Below are 21,483 nucleotides of genomic sequence, written 5' to 3' on the forward strand. Positions count from 1 at the left end.
ATGAATACACAGCGTAACCACAATCCATCATCCGGTGGTGAATTCTCACTCAGCTCTACTCAACAAGTTATTTGGTTCGACCAAATGACTCGCCCTGCTTCCTCCGATTACAACCTCAGCATATTAGTTTGTATTGAGGGTTGGTTGGATGAATCATTATTTATTCAGGCGTTGGAAGCCGTCATTTCTCATCACGATGCTTTGCGTTTAAGACTCATTGAAACTGATGTGATGCCTCGGCAAACGTTTGTTGACACGCTCCCGCTCCCCTTAACGATATATGATTTTTCACAGGAAACGGATGCTGAATCTCGCGCTGAACAGCAGATACACGCTAATTTTATACGCCCGTTTTGTTTATATAATGAATTGTGGCATACCGGATTATTTAGGGTCAGTGAGAACCGCTGGTACTGGCAATTCTGCTGTCATCATTTGCTCTCAGATGGCATGGGATTAAAACTGATTATCAAGGCGCTTTTAGAACACTACAGACATTTAGCGATCGGGGAAAATTTGCCTGATATAGCTCCTTCTTATCTTGATTTTATTACTGAAGATCAAGCCTACCTTAATTCTAAATTGTACATGCGAGACTTGCAGTTCTGGCAGAAGCGCTATGAAACATTGCCATCAGCCCTGCTTCCACTGTCGCATTCAAGGAAGCCTGCCACGAGTGAATTGGTTAAACCCATCTTTTGGCAACTGGATAAAACACTTTCTCAGCAGATAGAAAATATCGCAGCCGCTCATGGATTATCTGTCCTTCATTTTATGTATGCCATTTTAGCTTGCTATTTTACTCGTATTAACGGCACAGAAGAGATTGTTATAGGCATCCCCGTTCACAACCGAAAAAATAAAAAACAAAAATCGACACTCGGCATGTTTTCATCAATCATCCCTATCAGAGTGACCATCCACGCGGATGATTCTGTTCTTGATATTATGCATAAAGTGGCGACTGAGCTGCATCATTGCTATAAACATCAACGATTCCCTATTACTGAGATCAATCAGCATACACAAATCAAACAAAAGACCGGGCGTAGCCAACTTTTTGATATCGCCCTGTCATTTGAGCCATTCGATGTCTGTACCAGTATAGAAAATATAGCTATGGCGTTAAAGGGCTCCTATCGTGGAGTGATGTTTCCGCTTTCAATTGCAATTCACCAATATTCAATCTCCACAACCTCCCGGATTGAAAAGGAAAATAAACCTTTCACCATTGCATTCAGCTACGATAGTAATTACCTGAGTTATGAAGACGTTATCACCCTTCAATCCCGGCTGGCACTGTTAACCGAAGCCGCAGTGATATCACTGGATACAAAGGTCAAACAGGCTCCTCTCTTACCTGAAACAGAGCAGCATAACCTGTTGTTCACGTTCAATAATACCGAAGCTGAATTTCCGCAAGATGCGCTCATCCACGAGTTGTTTGAACAACAAGTAACACTGACCCCAGAAGCTACCGCAGTGGTATTTGAAGAACAGTCCCTCAGTTATAACGAACTTAACTGTCGGGCCAACCAACTGGCGCATTACCTGATTGGATTGGGCGTTAAACCCGATGATCGGGTGGCGATTTGTGTCGAACGTAGCCTGGATATGGTCGTGGGATTACTGGCTATCCTCAAAGCCGGCGGGGCTTATGTGCCTCTTGATCCAGCGTATCCACCTGAGCGGCTGGCCTATATGCTGGCTGATTCAGCCCCCGTAGTGTTATTGATTCAGACAACACTGAGCGAAATCGTTAGAGTGCCCTCATTACCGGTTATCAAACTTGATGAACTGCCCTTCTCGACGCTGGTAAACCTGCCGGAAAGCAATCCGGTGGCCGCCATGCAGGGGCTGAATTCACAGCATCTGGCTTATGTCATTTATACTTCCGGCTCGACCGGACAGCCGAAAGGGGTAATGAACAGCCACCGTGCCCTGTGCAACCGGCTGGTGTGGATGCAAAACACCTATCAATTGACTCCCGAAGATCGGGTGTTACAGAAAACCCCGTTCAGTTTCGATGTCTCTGTCTGGGAGTTTTTCTGGCCCCTGCTATATGGAGCCTGTCTGGTGATGGCCCGGCCGGAAGGCCATAAGAATGTCGATTATCTGGCCCAATTAATCGAGAAAGCCGACATCACCACCCTGCATTTTGTGCCGTCCATGTTGCAGCTATTTGTGCAGGGAATGAAATCCCCGCACACCCTGCCTTCCCTACGGCGTGTCATGTGCAGCGGTGAAGCCCTGCCCGCAGAATTACAACAGCGCTTTTTCTCACGTTTTAATGCCGAATTACACAACCTGTATGGCCCGACTGAAGCCGCTATTGATGTCACTTACTGGAAGTGTCAGCGTGATGATAAACGCCATTTTGTGCCAATTGGTTACCCGATTGCTAATACGCAGATGTATGTTCTGGATAAAAACGGGCAACCCGTGCCTCTTGGTGTCAGTGGTGAAATCCATATCGGAGGTGTGGGTGTCGCTCGCGGTTACCTGAACCGACCGGCGTTGACAGCAGAGCGCTTTATTGCTGATCCTTTCAGTCCACAGCCTGATGCCCGCCTGTACAAAACCGGCGATTTGGGGCGCTGGTTGCCGGATGGCAGTCTCGAATACCTCGGACGTAACGATTTTCAGGTGAAACTGCGCGGTTTTCGCATTGAATTAGGAGAAATTGAAGCAAGGTTGATGCAGTGCCCGGGTGTACAGGACGCAGTCGTGATGGTCCGTGAAGATACTGAGGGCAATACCCGCCTAGCGGCCTATCTCTGTGCTGAAGCGGGCACGGAACTGGTGCCGGTTGATCTGCGCCGACAATTAGCTCAGCATCTGGCAGACTGTATGCTCCCCTGTGCGTTTGTCATTTTAGATACTTTCCCTCTGACGCCTAACGGTAAGCTCGACCGCAAAGCGCTGCCCATCCCGGACTTATCCTCCGTGCTCACCCGTGATTATGCGGCACCAATCGGAGATGTAGAAACCGCGTTAGTAGAAATCTGGCAGGATTTGCTGGAGGTGGAGCGTGTCGGTCGCCATGACCACTTTTTTGAACTGGGCGGACACTCTTTGATTGCTGTCAGCCTGATTGAACAATTGCGTGATCGGGGATATTTACTAGAAGTACCCACTGTTTTTGCTACACCGTTGTTGGCAGAGATGGCACAGGCGATAGAGGATCGGCAAGATACGCAGGATATACTTGTCCCACCGAACCTTATTCCTGATGGTTGCACAGTTATTACTCCCGATATGTTGCCGCTGGTAACGCTGTCACAAACCGAAATTGACACGGTTATCGCAACTGTGGCGGGTGGTGTAACTAATGTGCAGGATATCTATCCGCTCTCCCCGTTACAGGCAGGTATTCTGTTCCATCACCAGTTACAGGAAAACGAGGATGCTTACCTGTTAAGTAGCCTGCTGGCTTTTGATAATCACGCTCATTTGGCTACTTTTCTGAACGCCCTGCAACAAGTGATAGACCGTCATGATATTCTGCGAACTGCCGTTTGTTGGCAGGGTTTGAGCCAGCCCGTTCAGGTGGTCTGGCGACAGGCACCGTTACTCGTGACACCATTTATCCCCACATCCGTGCAGGATATTCCGTCTCAATTACAAGCGCACACCGCTCAACGAATGAATATCAGTCAGGCCCCCTTATTTGCCGTCAGTATCGCCCCCGATCCGGACAGTAATGAGTGGCTGCTGGCGCTGAGTTTTCATCATCTGGTCTGCGATCATATAACACTGACGTTGATCATGAATGAAATTCAACAGCGATTACAGAAACAGAGGGGACAGGCGGACGCACTGCCCCCGCCATTGCCATACCGCAATTTTATTGCCCAGACCCTGAGTGTACCGGAGTCAGTGCATGAAAATTATTTTCGTCAGCAACTTGTCGACATCGATGAACCCACGGCGCCTTTTGGCCTGCTGAATGTGCAAGGTAATGGTACAGACGTGACAGAAACCCGGTTGGAACTGGATATCGTTTTGTCACGCACTATTCGCGCACTGGCTCGTCAACTGGGAGTCAGCCCGAGTGTGTTTTTCCATGTTGCCTGTGCCCAGATACTGGCCCACACCAGCGGGCGTGATGATGTCGTTTTCGGTACTGTCTTGTTAGGGCGATTACAAGGCATGACTGGCGGGACACAGAACATGGGGATGTTTATCAATACCCTGCCAGTTCGGGTATCGCTGAAAAATCACAGTGTGCTGGAGGTTGTGAAGTCTACTGCCAGAAATTTGGTTGACCTGCTGTCCCATGAACAGGCTTCACTGGCACTGGCTCAGCGTTGCAGCGGCGTTATCCCCCCTACGCCTTTGTTCAGTGTGCTGTTCAATTATCGGCACAGCCAGTCGGACTTTACAGCGGAAGCCATTTGGGATGGCGTGCATCTGCTGGCCTCAGTTGAACGGACGAATTATCCCATCACCCTCTCGGTGGATGATCTCGGCGAGGGTTTCACGTTGGTGGCACTGACGGAGAACCGCGTCGACCCTAACCGGGTCATACATTACCTGCATACTGCCCTGAGTGAATTGATTAACACACTGAAGACTGACCCCCAAAGGTCTGTACTGACGTTACCGATTCTGCCTGCGGCTGAACGTCAGCTACTGCTGGAACATTTCAATGCCACCCAAATTGATTTCCCACGGGAAGCCTTGATCCATGAATTGTTTGAACAACAAGTTACCCGAACACCAGAAGCAATTGCCGTGGTGTGGGAAGCGAAAACGCTCAGCTATAGCGAACTGAATCGTCAGGCCAATCAATTAGCCCATTATCTGATTGAGTTTGGCGTTAAACCCGATGATCGGGTGGCGATTTGTGTTGAACGTAGTCCGGCAATGATCGTGGGGATACTGGCTATTCTCAAGGCCGGCGGAGCTTATGTGCCTCTTGATCCAGCTTATCCAGCGGAGCGGCTGGCTTATATGCTGACTGATGCAGAGCCTGTCGCCCTGCTGACGCAGTCAGGACGGGAGGATTTACCGTCCCATCCTGCCCCTACCGTGCTGCTTGATACTCAGACATCGCTGTTTGATACCCTGCCTGACCATAACCCGGATAGGCACTGTTCAGGGCTGACTTCACAGCATTTGGCGTATGTGATTTACACGTCCGGCTCCACCGGCACCCCGAAAGGCGTGGCTATTGCCCACAGAAATACCGTGAATTTTCTGACTTGGGCACAACGAACTTTCAGTGACAAAGAGCTGGCGCACACGTTGTTTGCTACCTCGCTGAATTTTGATTTGGCCGTGTATGAATGCTTTGCGCCGCTGATTTCAGGGGGAACGGTTCATCTTGTCGCCAATATTTTGTCTCTCCTCCACGCTGAGACGGGGGAAAATCCTGTCAGCCTGATGAATACGGTGCCTTCTGCTATCACGCCGTTGATTGATGCAGACGCCCTGCCAATAACTGTGCAAACGGTGAATTTAGCCGGAGAAGCACTCAAACCCCGTATTGTTGAGCATTTGTTTTCCCACGCACAGATACAGGCGGTGTGTAATTTATACGGGCCTTCTGAAACGACCACTTATTCAACCTGGGCGCGGATGGACCGAGCTGACGGCTTTGTGCCGCATATCGGGCGCCCTATCGCTAATACCCGCATCTATATTCTCAACTCTGTGGGACAACTCGTCCCTCTTGGCGTGATCGGTGAAATTCATATCGGAGGCGTTGGTGTAGCCCGCGGTTATCTGAATCACCCGGAATTAACTGCCGAGCGCTTTGTTGTCGATCCATTCAGCCCAGAGCCGGAAGCCAGAATGTACAAAACCGGCGATCTGGGGCGCTGGTTGCCGGATGGCAATATCGAATATCTCGGCCGTTCTGATTTTCAAATCAAAATCCGCGGGTTTCGGATTGAACCCGAAGAAATTGAGGCACAACTGCTGGCCTGTGATGGGGTCAAAGCCGCCGTCGTTATCGGCCGTGAGTCAGAGAACGGTGGGCAACGTCTGGTGGCCTATCTTATTCCGCAGCCGGACATCACACTGAATCCTGCTGGTTTACGTAACCAACTGCGTACTCGTTTGGCGGAGTATATGCTGCCCAGCGCTTTTGTCATACTGGATCGTTTCCCGTTGACCCCCAACGGCAAACTCGACCGCGAGGCCCTGCCCGCACCGGACTTATCCGCCGTGATCACCCGGGATTATGCGGATCCGGTGGGTGAAGTCGAAACCATACTGACAGAAATTTGGCAGGAATTACTGGGACTGGAACGGGTCGGTCGTCATGACCATTTCTTTGAACTGGGCGGGCATTCGTTGATCGCGGTCAGCCTAATTGAACAGTTACGCCGTCGGGGATATTCACTGGAGGTACGCAGCATTTTTGCAACCCCATTGCTTTCGGAAATGGCGCAAGCAATACACGCACAACAGGATACTTCCGATATTTTTGTTCCCGCCAATCGTATTCCCGATGGTTGCACACATATTACCCCGGATATGCTACCGTTGGTGACGCTGTCACAAACTGAAATTAACACGATTGTTGCAACGGTGGCGGGGGGTGTGGCTAATGTACAGGATATCTACCCGCTGTCGCCCTTGCAGGAAGGTCTTTTATTCCACCACCAGTTACAGGAAGATGGGGATGCCTATCTGTCAAATAGCCTGCTGGCTTTTGATACCCGTTCCCGTCTGGATACCTTTCTGAATGCTTTGCAACAAGTGATAGACCGCCATGATATTCTGCGGACAGCTTTCTGCTGGCAGGGACTGTGCAAACCCATGCAGGTAGTCTGGCGAGAAGCAAAACTGTCGGTGATGTCGTTTATTCCCATATCGGCAGAAAATATTCCGTCACAATTGCAGGCAAATATCACCAACCGGTTGGATATCACTCAGGCTCCGTTGTTTACTGCCAGTACTGTCTATGATCCCGCCTCTGAGGAATGGTTGTTGGCACTGAGTTTCCATCATTTGGTCTGCGATAATATGACACTGACGTTGATCATGGATGAAATTCAACAGCTATTACAGAAACAGACGGTACAGGGGCAGGCGATTGAGCTAACTCCGCCACTGCTGTACCACAATTTTATTGCCCAGACCCTTAACGTACCGGATTCGGTACATGAAGACTATTTCCGTCAACAACTTGCGGACATTGATGAACCCACCGCACCTTTCGGTTTGCTTAATGTACAAGGCAATGGCACTGATGTGACGGAATCCCGTTTATCACTGGATAAAACACTGGCTCATACTCTGCGCGCGCAGGCTCGGCGTTTAGGCATCAGTGCGAGTGTGCTGTTCCATGTCGCTTGGGCACAAGTTTTGGCTAAAATCTGTGGACAAGAAAAAGTCGTATTCGGCACAGTGCTATTGGGACGATTACACGGCTCAGCCGATGCCGATCAAATGATGGGGATGCTTATTAATACCCTGCCAATCCGAGTCTCCTTGAGTAATTTTAGTGTATTGGAAGTTGTGCAGGCGACAGCCAAAAATCTGGCAAACTTACTGGAACATGAACAAGCTCCGCTGGCATTGGCGCAGAATTGCAGTGGTGTTATCCCTCCGATGCCGTTGTTCAGTGTATTGTTCAACTATCGTCACGGCTCATCCATTCCCGCAGAGGCAGAAAAGCGAGTCTGGAAAGGAATACGCCTGCTTGCATCAGTAGAGAGAACAAACTACCCCATCACCCTTTCAGTGGATGATACAGAGGATGGTTTCACGTTGGTGGCTCAAAGCGTAGCTGGCGCCGAACCCTGCCGATTGGTGAATTACCTGCACACAGCCCTGAGTGAATTAGTTAACACGCTGATGACCGAACCCCAGCGGCCTGCGCTTGATTTATCTATTCTGCCTGCGGCTGAACACCAGCTATTGTTGGAAAATTTCAATGCCACACAGGCTGATTTTCCACAGGATACCTTGATCCACGAACTGTTTGAACAACAGGTTGACCGAACGCCAGAAGCGATTGCCGTGGTGTGGGAAGGGAAAACGCTCAGCTATAGCGAACTTAATCGTCAGGCTAACCAGTTGGCCCATTATCTGATTGAATTGGGCGTAAAACCGGATGATCGGGTGGCTATCTGTGTCGAACGCAGCTTAGACATGATCGTGGGGATATTGGCTATCCTCAAGGCTGGCGGCGCTTATGTACCCCTTGATCCGGCCTATCCTGCTGACCGATTAACTTATATGTTGGCTGATGCCGACCCCGTGGTGCTACTGCTCCAAACAACACTGAGCGAAATCTTTGGGGAGCTTGCATTACCGATTGTCAGACTTGATGATCAGCTCTTACCCACGCTGGCGAACCAGCCCGAAACTAATCCGGTTGCCGCAGCGCAGGGACTCACTCCATGCCATATGGCGTATGTGATTTATACCTCCGGCTCCACCGGTCAACCGAAAGGCGTGATGGTTGAACATACCAATGTCACCCGCCTGCTGGCAACGACACAGTCGAGATTCCGGTTTGATAACAACGATATCTGGACGCTGTTCCACTCTTTTGCCTTCGATTTCTCCGTATGGGAATTATGGGGAGCGCTGGCTTACGGTGGGCGCCTGGTCGTTATTTCGACTGAATGTGCCCGCTCACCTCAGATGTTCTATGAGTTGCTTTGCCGTGAACAAGTGACTGTTCTGAACCAGACTCCCAGCGCCTTCCGTCAGCTCATTGTCGCGCAGAATGCAATGCCGCACGCGCAACACACCCTGCGTTGCATTATTTTTGGTGGTGAAGCGTTAGAGTTGCATACCCTCGCGCCGTGGGTTGACCGCAATCCCACCGAGCAGACGCGTCTGGTGAATATGTATGGCATCACGGAAATTACTGTACATGCTACCTATCGTGAACTGACCGAACCGGATGTTTATTCAGGGAAAGGCAGTTTGATTGGTCAGCCCCTTGACGATTTACGTATCTATGTCCTTGATGTCTATGGTCAGCCTGCCCCTCTGGGCGTAGCGGGCGAACTCTATGTTGCCGGTGCAGGCGTGGCACGTGGTTATCTGAACCGACCGGAACTCACCTCAGAGCGTTTCCTGCCTGACGTGTTCTCTGATAGACCCGGGATGCGTATGTACAAAACCGGCGATCTGGCCCGTTGGCTGCCGGATGGCAATCTCGAATACCTCGGCCGGAATGATTTTCAGGTGAAACTACGTGGTTTCCGTATTGAATTAGGAGAAATTGAAGCAGGCCTGATGCAGTGCCCGGGCGTACAGGAGGCCGTCGTGATAGCCCGTGAAGACGCTGAAGGGAATACCCGTCTGGTGGCCTATCTCTGTGCTGAAGCGGGTACGGAACTGATGCCGGTTGATCTGCGCCGACAACTGGCACAACATCTGGCGGAGTATATGATCCCCAGTGCCTTTGTCATGCTGGATACCTTCCCGCTGACCCCTAACGGCAAGCTCGACCGCAAGGCCCTGCCCGCACCGGATTTATACGCTGTGATCACCCGGGATTATGAAGCACCGATCGGTGACGTAGAAATTGCGTTGTCGGAAATCTGGCAGGAGTTACTGGGACTGGAACGGGTCGGACGTCACGACCATTTCTTTGAACTGGGCGGGCACTCCCTGATTGCCGTCAGCCTGATAGAACAGTTACGCAGCCGGGGATATTTACTGGAGGTGCGTAGTATTTTTGCCACACCGTTGCTTACAGATATGGCGCAGGCGATACAGGCCCGGCAAGATGCGCCGGATATGCTTGTCCCACCCAACCGTATTCCTGACGGTTGTACACGCATTACCCCCGATATGCTGCCGCTGGTAACGCTGTCACAAACTGAGATTGACACGATTGTTGCAACTGTGGCGGGGGGCGTGGCTAATGTACAGGATATCTACCCACTGTCACCCTTGCAGGAAGGTATTTTATTCCATCACCAGTTGCAGGAAGACGTCGATACTTACTTATTAAACACGCTGTTAGCTTTTGATACCCGCTCCCGTCTGGATACCTTTCTGAACGCTCTGCAACAAGTGATAGACCGCCATGATATTCTGCGCACGGCGTTTTGTTGGCATGGACTGAGCCAGCCGGTACAGGTGGTTTGGCGGCAAGCAAAACTGCCTGTGACATCGTTTGTTCTAGCGCAACAACAGCCGCCGCAGAGTATCTCCCGACTGGATATTACTCAGGCTCCGTTGTTTGCCGCCAGTATTGCTCTCGACTCGGACAGTAACGAATGGCTTCTGACGCTGAATTTTCACCATCTGGTCAGTGATCATATGACACTGGAATTTATTATGAAGGAGATTTTTCTGTTATTAGACGGTCAGGAAGAATCTCTACCTGCACCACTGCCTTATCGTAACTTTATCGCCCAGATTCTGAAAATACCGAATTCAGTACATGAAAGTTACTTCCGTGAGCGGTTTGCCGATATTGATGAACCCACAGCACCTTTTGGCCTGCTGAATATTCAGGGAAGTGGTGCAAACTTGGTGGAAGCCCGTTTGCGTCTAAATGATACGCTGGCTCAGACTCTTCGCGCACAGTCACGCCGTCTGGGAGTCAGCCCTAGTGTGTTGTTTCATATAGCTTTTGCCCAGATGTTGGCTCATATCAGTGATCGTGAAGAAGTCGTGTTCGGTACCGTACTGCTGGGACGGCTGCACGGTTCAGCCGGGGCAGATCGGGTTATGGGGATGTTTATCAATACATTGCCGATCAGGATATCCCTGAACAATCTCAATGTGTGGGAGGTCGTGCAGGCGACAGCCGCAAATCTGGCCGAACTACTTGAGCATGAGCAGGCTCCGTTGGCTCTGGCCCAACGTTGCAGTCGTGTTATCCCTCCCTTACCGTTGTTCAGTGCCCTGTTTAACTATCGTTATAGCCCGTCAGTTCCCGAAGAAAAGTCAGGCTGGGAAGGTGTCCATTTGTTGGCTGCTGAGGAACGGACAAACTACCCTCTGGATCTGTCGGTGGATGATTCAGGAGATGGCTTCACACTGATCGCTCAGACAGCGAACACGGTTGATCCAGAGCGGATAGTCAATTATCTGAACACTGCACTCTGTGGCCTGATGGAAGCACTGCAAACTGACGCTCAGAAGCTTGTACGGGAATTACCCATTTTGTCGGACGCTGAACGCCAGCAGCTTCTGGAAGACTTCAATACCACACAAACAGATTTTCCATCAACAGCATTTATCCATACGTTATTTGAACAACAGGCACAATATAAACCAAATGCTATTGCTGTGATCACCGAAAATAGTTCACTCAGTTATGGTGAGCTGAACCAGCGGGCCAATCAACTGGCCTATGCCCTGATTGCAGTGGGTATCCAGCCGGATGATAGAATCGCCCTGTGTGTAGAACGCAGCCTGGATATGATTATTGGCATACTCGGTATCTTAAAAGCCGGGGCGGGATATGTGCCACTTGACCCAAGCCATCCTGATAAGCGACGGGCTTATGTATTATCTGACTGTGCCCCCAGATTACTGCTTACCCAGCAACATTTACAGGAGTACGTATCCAATAGCGATATCCCTGTCTGGTTCTTGGATGAGGCTAAGTATCTGGAACGGGTAGCCCGGTATCCTGTAATTAACCCTGAACCAGAGCAACTGGGATTACAGAGCCACCATCTGGCCTATGTTGTCTATACCTCTGGTTCGACAGGGCTACCCAAAGGCGTGATGGTTGAGCATCGTAATGTGGTGAACTTTATCCACGCCCAGTGTCAGATAAGTGGCCTCAACGCGGCAGATCGTGTCCTGCAATTTTCTACGATAGCCTTTGATGCCTCCGTGGGCGAAATTTTCCCGACACTCGCGACAGGCGCAACCTTGATCCTGCGTCCTCCTCATCTTCAGATACCCGATGCCGCTTTCAGCCACTTCCTGCAAGAACAAGCCGTCAGCATCGCTGATCTGCCAACCGCTTTCTGGCATCAGTGGGGGCAAGAGATAAAGGCCGGACGTAGTGAATTCAGCCCGACTCTGCGTTCAATCACTATCGGAGGAGAAAAAGCAGACCCTCACTATCTGGCAGACTGGCTCTCCCTGCCCGAAACTGAACACTGCCGCTGGATAGATACTTACGGCCCGACGGAAACGACGGTGATTGCCACATCCATGAAGCTTAACGGAAGTATCTGGCCGGATGCCACTGAAAAACTGTCGATCGGGCGCCCGATAGCTAATACCCGTATTTATATTCTTGATAAACAAAAGCAACCCGTTCCCTTTGGTGTCCGCGGTGAAATCTATATCGGTGGTGTCGGTGTCGCGCGGGGTTATCTCAATCGCCCTGATCTCACCGCCGAGCGCTTTGTTGTCGATCCATTCAGCCCCGAACCAGAAGCCAGAATGTACAAAACCGGTGATTTAGGGCGTTGGCTTCCGGGTGGCAATATCGAATATCTGGGCCGTAATGATTTTCAGGTCAAGATCCGTGGATTTCGGATTGAACCCGAAGAAATTGGGGCACAACTGTTGGCCTGTGATGGCGTCAAAGAAGCCATCGTTATTGCCCATGAGGCAGATAACGGCGAGAAACGCCTGATAGCTTACTTGGTGGCACAACCAGACGTTATGTTGGAAACTGCCAACCTACGCGAACAACTGAAACTCTGTTTACCCAGTTATATGCTACCCAGCGCTTTTGTAATGCTGGATACCTTCCCGTTGACTCCCAACGGTAAGCTCGACCGTAAAGCACTACCCGCTCCTGATTTGTCGGCGGTAATAACCCGTGACTATGCCGAACCTGTGGGTGACGTAGAAAACAGACTGGCACAAATCTGGCAGGAACTGCTGGGTCTGGAACGAATCGGGCGGCATGACAGCTTTTTTGAAATCGGCGGACACTCACTTTTAGCCGCAAGATTGATAGCCCGTATACAAACCGAATTTTTAGTCCAGATACCTATCGTTTCAATTTTCCAGTCATCCGGATTATCAGAACTGTCTGAACTCATTCTCTCTGCCCAAATGAGTTCAGCATGGGGAGATGACTCAGAGTTAATCAAGAAAAACCTCGATGCAATGTCCGCAGAAGAATTAATCGCAATTTTAAGTGGAGATACTGAAGAATGAGCAAAGCTAATATCAATATCGAAATGTTAAAACGAGCTGTTTTAGAGAAAAAAGTTAAAGAAAAAATTAAACAGTCCGCTAATGAAACTCGTTCATTACACATGCCGATAACGAAGACAGATCGCCATGCACCTTTAGTATTATCCTTTGCCCAACAACGATTATGGTTTATCGGACAATTCGATTCAGCCGCAAGCCGGGCCTATCATATCCCTGTCGCATTGCGTCTTACGGGGAAACTTGAACATCAGGCACTCATCTCCGCTCTTGATAACCTTGTGGCCCGTCAGGAAAGTTTGCGCACCCACTTTACATTGGTGGATGATCAACCTTGTCAGAAAATAGCCCCTCCGGATACTGGCTTTTCAATGAGTTATATGGATTTACGTTCTCTGAGTGAAGACGAACGTTCGGCCCGTGTTGACGAACTGGCTGAATCTGAAGCTCGGACGCCTTTTGATCTTACTCAGGGTCCGTTAATCCGGGGTCAGCTATTGCAGCTGGATAATGAAGAACATGTCCTGTTGTTAACTCAGCATCACATCATTTCTGATGGCTGGTCCAGTGGTATTTTAATCCGTGAACTGGCGGCATTTTATCAGGCTGCCCTGACCGACCATGAGGCTTATTTGCCACCACTGCCTATCCAGTACGCCGACTATGCTGCCTGGCAACGCAGTGCATTACATAGCGATGAATTGACCACACAGCGAGATTTTTGGTATCACCAGCTTAATGGCGCACCATCCCTGTTGGAACTGCCTACGGATCGCCCTCGTCCCGCTGTGCAGAGCTATAGTGGCAGTCAGATACCTGTTCACCTTGATGAGGAATTACTCACTGCTCTGAAAACATTCGGACAAAATCAGGGAGCCACATTATTTATGACTCTTCTCACGGCGTGGGCTGTTGTTCTCTCCCGCTTGAGTGGTCAAAACGATATTGTGATCGGCCTTCCCATCGCCAATCGTACCCGCACCGAACTGGATAATCTGATTGGTTTTTTCGTCAACACGCTCGCCTTACGTATTGAATCAGGCCAATGTCATACCATAGCGGAACTGCTGGCCCATGTTCGTAAACAGACACTGGCGGCTTATGCTCATCAGGATCTGCCTTTTGAGCAGGTGGTGGAAGTGTTACAGCCCGAACGTAGCCTGAGTCACAGCCCCATCTTTCAGGTGATGCTGGCATTGGACAATACTCCGGCTCAGGAATTGAAACTGCCCGACCTTGAACTTTCTATTATTGAACAACCGCAATACAGTGCTCAATGTGATTTAACGCTGTCGTTAACTGAAACAGCCGGAAATTCGGGCTTAATCGGAACGCTAATATACGCAACTGATTTATTCGATCGGGAAACCGTGGTTCGTATTGCCGGTTATTTTAAGAACGTGATAACCGCAATGGTTGTTGATGTGAATCAGACGATTTCATCGCTGCCTATGTTATCTGCAATGGAACAACAATTATTAGTGGATTTTAATGCCACGCAAGCCGACTTTCCGCAGAATGCCCTCATCCATGAACTGTTTGAACAGCAAGTGGCTCAAACGCCGGAAGCGATTGCTGTCGTGTGTGAAGGGCAAACGCTGAGTTATGAACAAATTAACCGTCAGGCCAACCAACTGGCCCATTATCTGATTGGATTGGGTATACAACCGGATGATCGGGTGGCTATCTGTGTCGAGCGCAGCCCGGCATTGATCGTCTGCCTGCTGGGTATCCTGAAAGCGGGTGGTGCTTATGTCCCCCTCGATCCGACTTACCCCGCAGAACGGTTAGCCTATATGCTGAAAGATGCCGCTCCGGTCATCTTACTGACTCAGATCGCCCAGCGCGATAAGTTACCGGATATCGTACCTGTACGCGTAATTGATGCTCAGGATACCTCATTAGAAACCCTGTCATTGGTCACACAACCGAGCCATAACCCGGATGCACAAGCATTGGGACTGACATCACGCCATCTGGCTTATGTGATCTATACCTCCGGTTCAACCGGGCAACCAAAAGGTGTAATGATTGAGCACCGCAATGTTAATCGGCTGGCTATCAATGGGGGTTATGCGGATATCGGGCCGAATGATTGCGTAGCCCACTGTTCCAATATTGCGTTTGATGCCTCAACATGGGAAATCTGGTCAGCCCTGTTAAACGGTGGACGCCTGCATGTGATCCCACAAGCCGTATTACTTAACCCTGAACGTTTCCGTGACGAATTAATCAGCGGTGAAGTCACGGCAATGTTGTTAACGGTGGGGCTGTTCAACGCTTATCTGGAAATACTCTCTCCCCTGTTCAAGCAATTGCGCTATCTGCTTGTCGGCGGTGAAGTACTCAATCCGAAAAAAATACAACAGGTACAATTATCTGAATCCCGGCCAACCCATCTGATTAATGCTTATGGTCCGACAGAAACCACCACAATAGCCACCACTTATGCAATAACATCGACTACTAATGTTGCATATACCATTCCAATCGGACGCCCTATTGCTAACACCCAAATCTATATTCTTGACTCTTCTGGCCAACCTACTCCGCTTGGGGTGGTGGGCGAAATCTATATCGGTGGTGCCGGTGTAGCCCGGGGTTATCTGAACCGGCCTGAACTTACGCGGGAGCGTTTCCTGCCTGATTGGTTCTCTGCTGAAGTGGATGCCCGGCTGTATAAAACCGGTGACCTTGGTCGCTGGTTGCCGGATGGTAATATTGAATATCTTGGTCGCAATGATTTTCAGGTTAAATTACGCGGTTTCCGTATTGAACTGGATGAAATCGAGGCGCGTCTGAATCAATACCCGGGGATCAATGAATCCATCGTTATCGCGCGTGAAGACATTCCCGGGGATAAGCGTTTGGTTGCTTACGTGCAAACTCAGCCTGATATTGAATTGATACCAACCAAACTGCGGCAGTATCTCACTCAGCATCTGGCAGACTATATGCTACCCAGTGCCTTTGTCATTTTAGATACTTTCCCGCTGACGCCCAACGGTAAACTTGACCGCAACGCACTACCTGCGCCGGATCTGTCTGCGGTGATAACGCGTGACTATGCTGAACCTGTGGGCGATGTGGAAATCACATTATCGGAAATCTGGCAGGAGTTACTGGGATTAGAGCGCGTTGGTCGTCATGACCACTTCTTTGAATTGGGCGGGCACTCGCTGATTGCCGTCAGTCTGATTGAACAATTACGCAACCGTGGATATTTACTGGAAGTACGCAGCGTTTTTGCCACACCGTTGCTGGCAGATATGGCGCAGGCAATACAGACAGGGATAGATACTCCACCGGTTCTGATCCCACCCAACCGCATTCCCGATGGATGCACAGCCATTACGCCTGAGATGCTGCCACTGGTGACGCTGTCACAAACCGAAATTGACGCCATCATTGCGACGGTAACCGGCGGGGCTGCTAATGTACAGGATATCTATCCGCTATCGCCCTTGCAGGAAGGTATTTTATTCCACCACCAGTTACAGGAAAACAGTGATGCTTACTTATTGAATGCCCTGCTGGCTTTTGATACCCAAGCGCGTCTGGAGACTTTCCTTACGGCTCTGCAACAGGTGATAGACCGCCATGATATCCTGCGTACCGCCTTCTGTTGGCAGGAACTGAGTCAGCCAGTACAAGTGGTTTGGCGGCAAACGCGCTTACCGGTGACTCCTTTTATCCCGACATCGCCAGAGAACATCCCGGCACAATTACAGGCGCATATTGTCATCCCCATAAATATCACTCAGGCACCCTTATTCGCTGCCAGTACTGTTTACGATCCTGACAATCATGAATGGTTACTGGGACTGAGTTTTCATCATCTGGTTAGTGACCATGTCACACTAGAGTTGATCATGGATGAGATTCAGCAATTATTACAAGGAGAAATTGAGTCTCTACCTGTGCAACTGCCGTACCGAAACTTTATTGCCCAAATGCTGAATATACCGCCTTCAGTGCATGAAGATTACTTCCGCGAGCGGCTCGCTGAGATTGATGAACCCACCGCCCCCTTCGGCTTGCTCAATGTACAGGGGGATGGGACAGAGATGACGGAAGCCCAATTGTGTCTGGATATAACGTTGGCACAAACCCTCCGCGCACTGGCTCGTCAACTGGGGATCAGTCCGAGTGTGCTATTCCATGTTGCTTGGGCACAGGTGCTTGCCCACACCAGCGGCCGTGATGACGTGGTGTTCGGCACGGTGTTGTCGGGACGGCTGCAAGGCACCACAGGGGCCGATCAGGTGATGGGAATGTTTATCAACACCCTGCCGGTCAGAATATCCCTGAACAATCACACTGTACTTGAAGTGGTTCAGGCAACGGCAAAAGATCTGGCTGACCTGCTGGAACATGAGCAATTTCCGCTCGTTCTCGCCCAGCGTTTCAGCAGTGTTATACCTTCCCAACCTTTGTTCAGTGCCCTGTTTAACTATCGCCATTCTCCATCAAATTCCACGGATAAACCCGGCTGGAAAGGTGTTCGTTCGTTGCCTTCTGAAGAGTGGTCAAACTATCCGCTGGATCTGTCGGTGGATGATTTTGGAGACGGTTTTGCACTGGTCGCTCAAGCAGTGAACAGCGTTGACCCCAATCGGGTGGTGAATTATATGTATACTGCTCTTTGTGGGCTGACTGACGCACTGCAAAACAATCCCAGACAGCCTGTATTGGCGCTGTCCATTCTGCCGATAGCCGAACGCCAACAATTACTGGAGGTTTTCAATGCCACACAAACTGACTTCCTCCCGTCAGAAGCACTTATCCATACGCTGTTTGAGCAACGGACGCAGCAAGCTCCGGATGCCATCGCCATCATTTCTGAGCATGGCTCGCTGAGTTATGATGAACTGAACCGGCGAGCTAACCAGCTAGCCAATGCTCTGATTACAGTGGGTATCCAGCCGGATGATCGGGTTGCTCTATGTGTTGAGCGCAGCCCGGATATGATTATTGGCATACTGGGTATCTTAAAAGCCGGAGCGGCGTATGTACCGCTAGATCCGAATCATCCGGATAAGCGACGGGCTTACATATTGTCTGACAGTACGCCTAAATTACTCCTTACCCAACAGCATTTACAGTCACAGGCTCTGAACAATGATATCCCTGTCTGGTTCTTGGATGAGGCTGATTATCTGGAACGGGTAGCCCAATACTCTGTCGCTAATCCTGAACCGGAACCACTGGGATTACAGAGTCATCATCTGGCTTATGTGATCTATACCTCGGGTTCGACGGGGCAACCTAAAGGCGTGATGATTGAGCACTGTAATGCAGTGAACTTTATTCATGCCCAATGTCAGATAACGGCGCTTAATGCGGCAGATCGCGTTCTGCAATTTGCCACGATAGCCTTTGATGCTTCCGTGGCAGAGATTTTCCCGACTCTGGCAACAGGGGCCACTTTAATTCTACGGCCCTCTCACCTTCAGATACCGGATGCCGCCTTCAGTCACTTCCTGCAAGAACAAGCTATCAGCGTTGTCGATCTACCGACCGCTTTCTGGCATCAGTGGGGACAGGAAATAAAAGCCGGTCGCAGTGGGTTCTGCTCAACCCTGCGTTCAATCACTGTCGGCGGGGAAAAAACTCACCTTCACTCGCTTGCCGACTGGCAATCCCTGCCTGAAACACAACACTGTCGTTGGACAGACACCTACGGCCCAACAGAAGCGACTGTCATTGTCACTTCTCTGTCACTCAATGGTGGTGCTTTACTAAATGCTGCTGAAACGTTATCCATTGGCCGCCCGATAGCCAATTGTCGGATTTATATACTTGATAAAGCACAACAACCTGTTCCTCTGGGCGTAACGGGTGAAATCTATATCGGTGGTGCGGGCGTAGCACGGGGTTACCTGAATCATTCTGACCTGACTGCTGAGCGCTTTGTTGCTGATTCTTTCAGTTCCCAACCGAATGCCAGAATGTATAAAACCGGCGATCTGGGGCGCTGGCTACCGGATGGAAATATCGAATACCTTGGTCGTAATGATTTTCAGGTCAAGATCCGCGGTTTCCGCATCGAGCCGGGGGAAATTGCGGCGCAATTAGTGGCCTGTGAAGGGGTCAGGGAAGCGGTGGTTATCGCCCATAAAACTGATAAGGGTGAACAACGTCTGGTGGCTTATTTTGTGCCGCAACCTGACGTCACGCTGGAAGCGGCCAGACTGCGTGAGCAACTGAAAAGTTGTCTGGCGGATTATATGCTGCCCAATGCCTTTATCATGTTAGAGAACTTCCCGCTGACCCCCAACGGTAAGCTCGACCGCAAGGCCCTGCCAACGCCTGACTTGTCGGTAGTGATCACACGGGATTATGAAGCGCCGATCGGTGATGTGGAAATTGCACTGACACAAATCTGGCAGGATTTACTCGGATTGGAACGGGTCGGGCGTCACGACCATTTCTTTGAGCTGGGCGGCCATTCCCTGATTACGGTCAGCTTGATTGAACAACTGCGCCGTCGGGGATACTCACTGGCGGTGCGTAGTGTTTTCACAATGCCAATACTGGCGGATATGGCACAGGCGATAACCCGGCAAGAGACGCCGGATGATGGGGTACCGCCCAACCGCATTCCTAATGGTTGCACAGCAATTACCCCCGACATGTTGCCACTGGTGACGCTGTCACAGACTGACATTGACACCATTGCTGCCTCCGTAACCGGTAGTCATGCCAATGTGCAGGATATCTATCCGCTGGCGCCTTTACAGGCCGGTATCCTCTTCCATCACCAGCTACAGGAGACAGGGGATACTTACCTGTTAAACAGTCTGCTCGCCTTTGATACCCGAGCACGTCGGGACGCTTTTCTTGATGCTCTGCAACAGGTCATCGATCGCCACGACACCCTGCGGACAGCATTTTATTGGCAGGGGCTGAGTCAGCCAGTACAAGTGGTTTGGCGGCAGGCGAAACTACCTGTGACGCCCTTTATTCCCACTTCGACAGACAATATCCCTGCGCAATTACAAGCGCATATCGCCACCCGACTGGATATCAGTCAGGCACCCTTGTTCACCGCCAGTACCACTTACGATCCCGCCAGTGATGAATGGCTGTTAACACTAAACTTCCATCATCTGGTCAGCGACCATATGACGCTTGAACTGATATTGGGGGAAATTCAACAATTATTGCAGGGACAGGCAGACGCGCTGCCTACTCCTTTGCCGTACCGCAACTTTATTGCCCGGACTTTAAATATACCCGCCTCAGTGCATGAGGCGTATTTCCGTGAACAACTGGCTGATATTGATGAGCCTACTGCACCGTTTGGCTTACTCAATGTACAGGAAGATGGCACTGATATAGCAGAAGCTCATTTGCCACTGGACAGCGCGCTGGCGAACACCTTGCGCGAGCAGGCCCGTTGTTTAGGTATCAGTCCGAGCGTATTGTTCCATGTGGCCTGTGCTCAGGTGCTGGCTCATACCAGTGGCCGTGATGATGTCGTCTTCGGTACGGTATTACTGGGGAGATTGCAAGGCAGCATCGCAGCTGATCAGGTTATGGGGATATTTATCAATACCCTGCCGATCCGAATTTCTCTTGGTCATCTCAGTGTGCGGGAAACCGTGGAGAATACGGCCCGGAATTTAGCCACCTTACTGGAGAATGAACAGGCCCCACTGGCGTTGGCCCAGCGGTGCAGCGGAGTGATCCCGCCCTTACCCCTGTTTAGTGTGCTGCTTAACTATCGTCACAATTCATCATCTCCCGCAAAGCATCCCATACTAGAAGGAATGCGTCTGTTGGATGCCAAAGAACAAACAAATTATCCGCTGACTCTCTCCGTGGATGATTTTGGGGATAGTTTCATTCTGGGAGTCCAGAGCGTGACGGGTATCGATCCTGACCGAATGGTTCATTACCTGTACACGGCACTTCAGAACCTGACAGAAGCTCTGCATAAGGAACCTTTACAGCCGATTCTGGATTTGCCCATCCTGCCTGAGTCTGAACGTCAGCAGTTACTGGTGGATTTCAACGCCACACAAGCTGATTTTCCGCAGCATGCTCTTATTCACGAACTGTTTGAACAACAGGTTGTGCTGACGCCAGAGGCCCTTGCCGTGGTAGGTGAAGCACACACGCTGAGTTATGATGCACTGAATCGCCGGGCCAACCAACTGGCCCATTATCTGATTGAATTGGGTATACAGCCGGATGATCGAGTGGCGATTTGCGCTGAACGTAGCCCGGATATGATCGTGGGCATATTGGCTATCCTGAAGGCTGGCGGCGCGTATGTGCCCCTTGATCCGGCTTATCCCGCCGAACGGTTGGCCTATATGCTGGAAGATGCGGCGCCGGTGGCGTTGCTGACGCAAACCGGGTTGGCGGGTCAATTGGTTTATCCGATCCTCACGGTGCAACTTGACAGCC

The 21,483-nt window shown here is 50.4% G+C and carries 2 protein-coding genes (1 of these 2 running past the window's edge); both read left to right on the forward strand.

Annotated elements, in window-relative coordinates:
- Window positions 1-13,068, forward strand: a complete 13,068-nt coding sequence (locus tag Xsto_RS00775; RefSeq protein ID WP_099123799.1) for a non-ribosomal peptide synthetase — start codon at window positions 1-3, stop codon at window positions 13,066-13,068.
- Window positions 13,065-21,483, forward strand: partial view of a non-ribosomal peptide synthase/polyketide synthase gene (locus Xsto_RS21835; RefSeq protein ID WP_099123800.1) — the beginning only. The gene runs 25,658 nt beyond the window's last position; the window shows 8,419 of its 34,077 coding nt (coding positions 1-8,419); the start codon lies at window positions 13,065-13,067; its stop codon lies off the right edge, out of view. The genes Xsto_RS00775 and Xsto_RS21835 overlap by 4 nt, the downstream gene beginning before the upstream one ends.

This window comes from Xenorhabdus stockiae, assembly GCF_002632825.1.
In the GTDB taxonomy this organism is placed as follows: Bacteria; Pseudomonadota; Gammaproteobacteria; order Enterobacterales; family Enterobacteriaceae; genus Xenorhabdus; species Xenorhabdus stockiae.

Bases quoted from the DNA above. Each gene is read 5' to 3' on its own strand.
- Xsto_RS00775 (WP_099123799.1), top strand. From the start codon at position 1: ATGAATACACAGCGTAACCACAATCCATCATCCGGTGGTGAATTCTCA.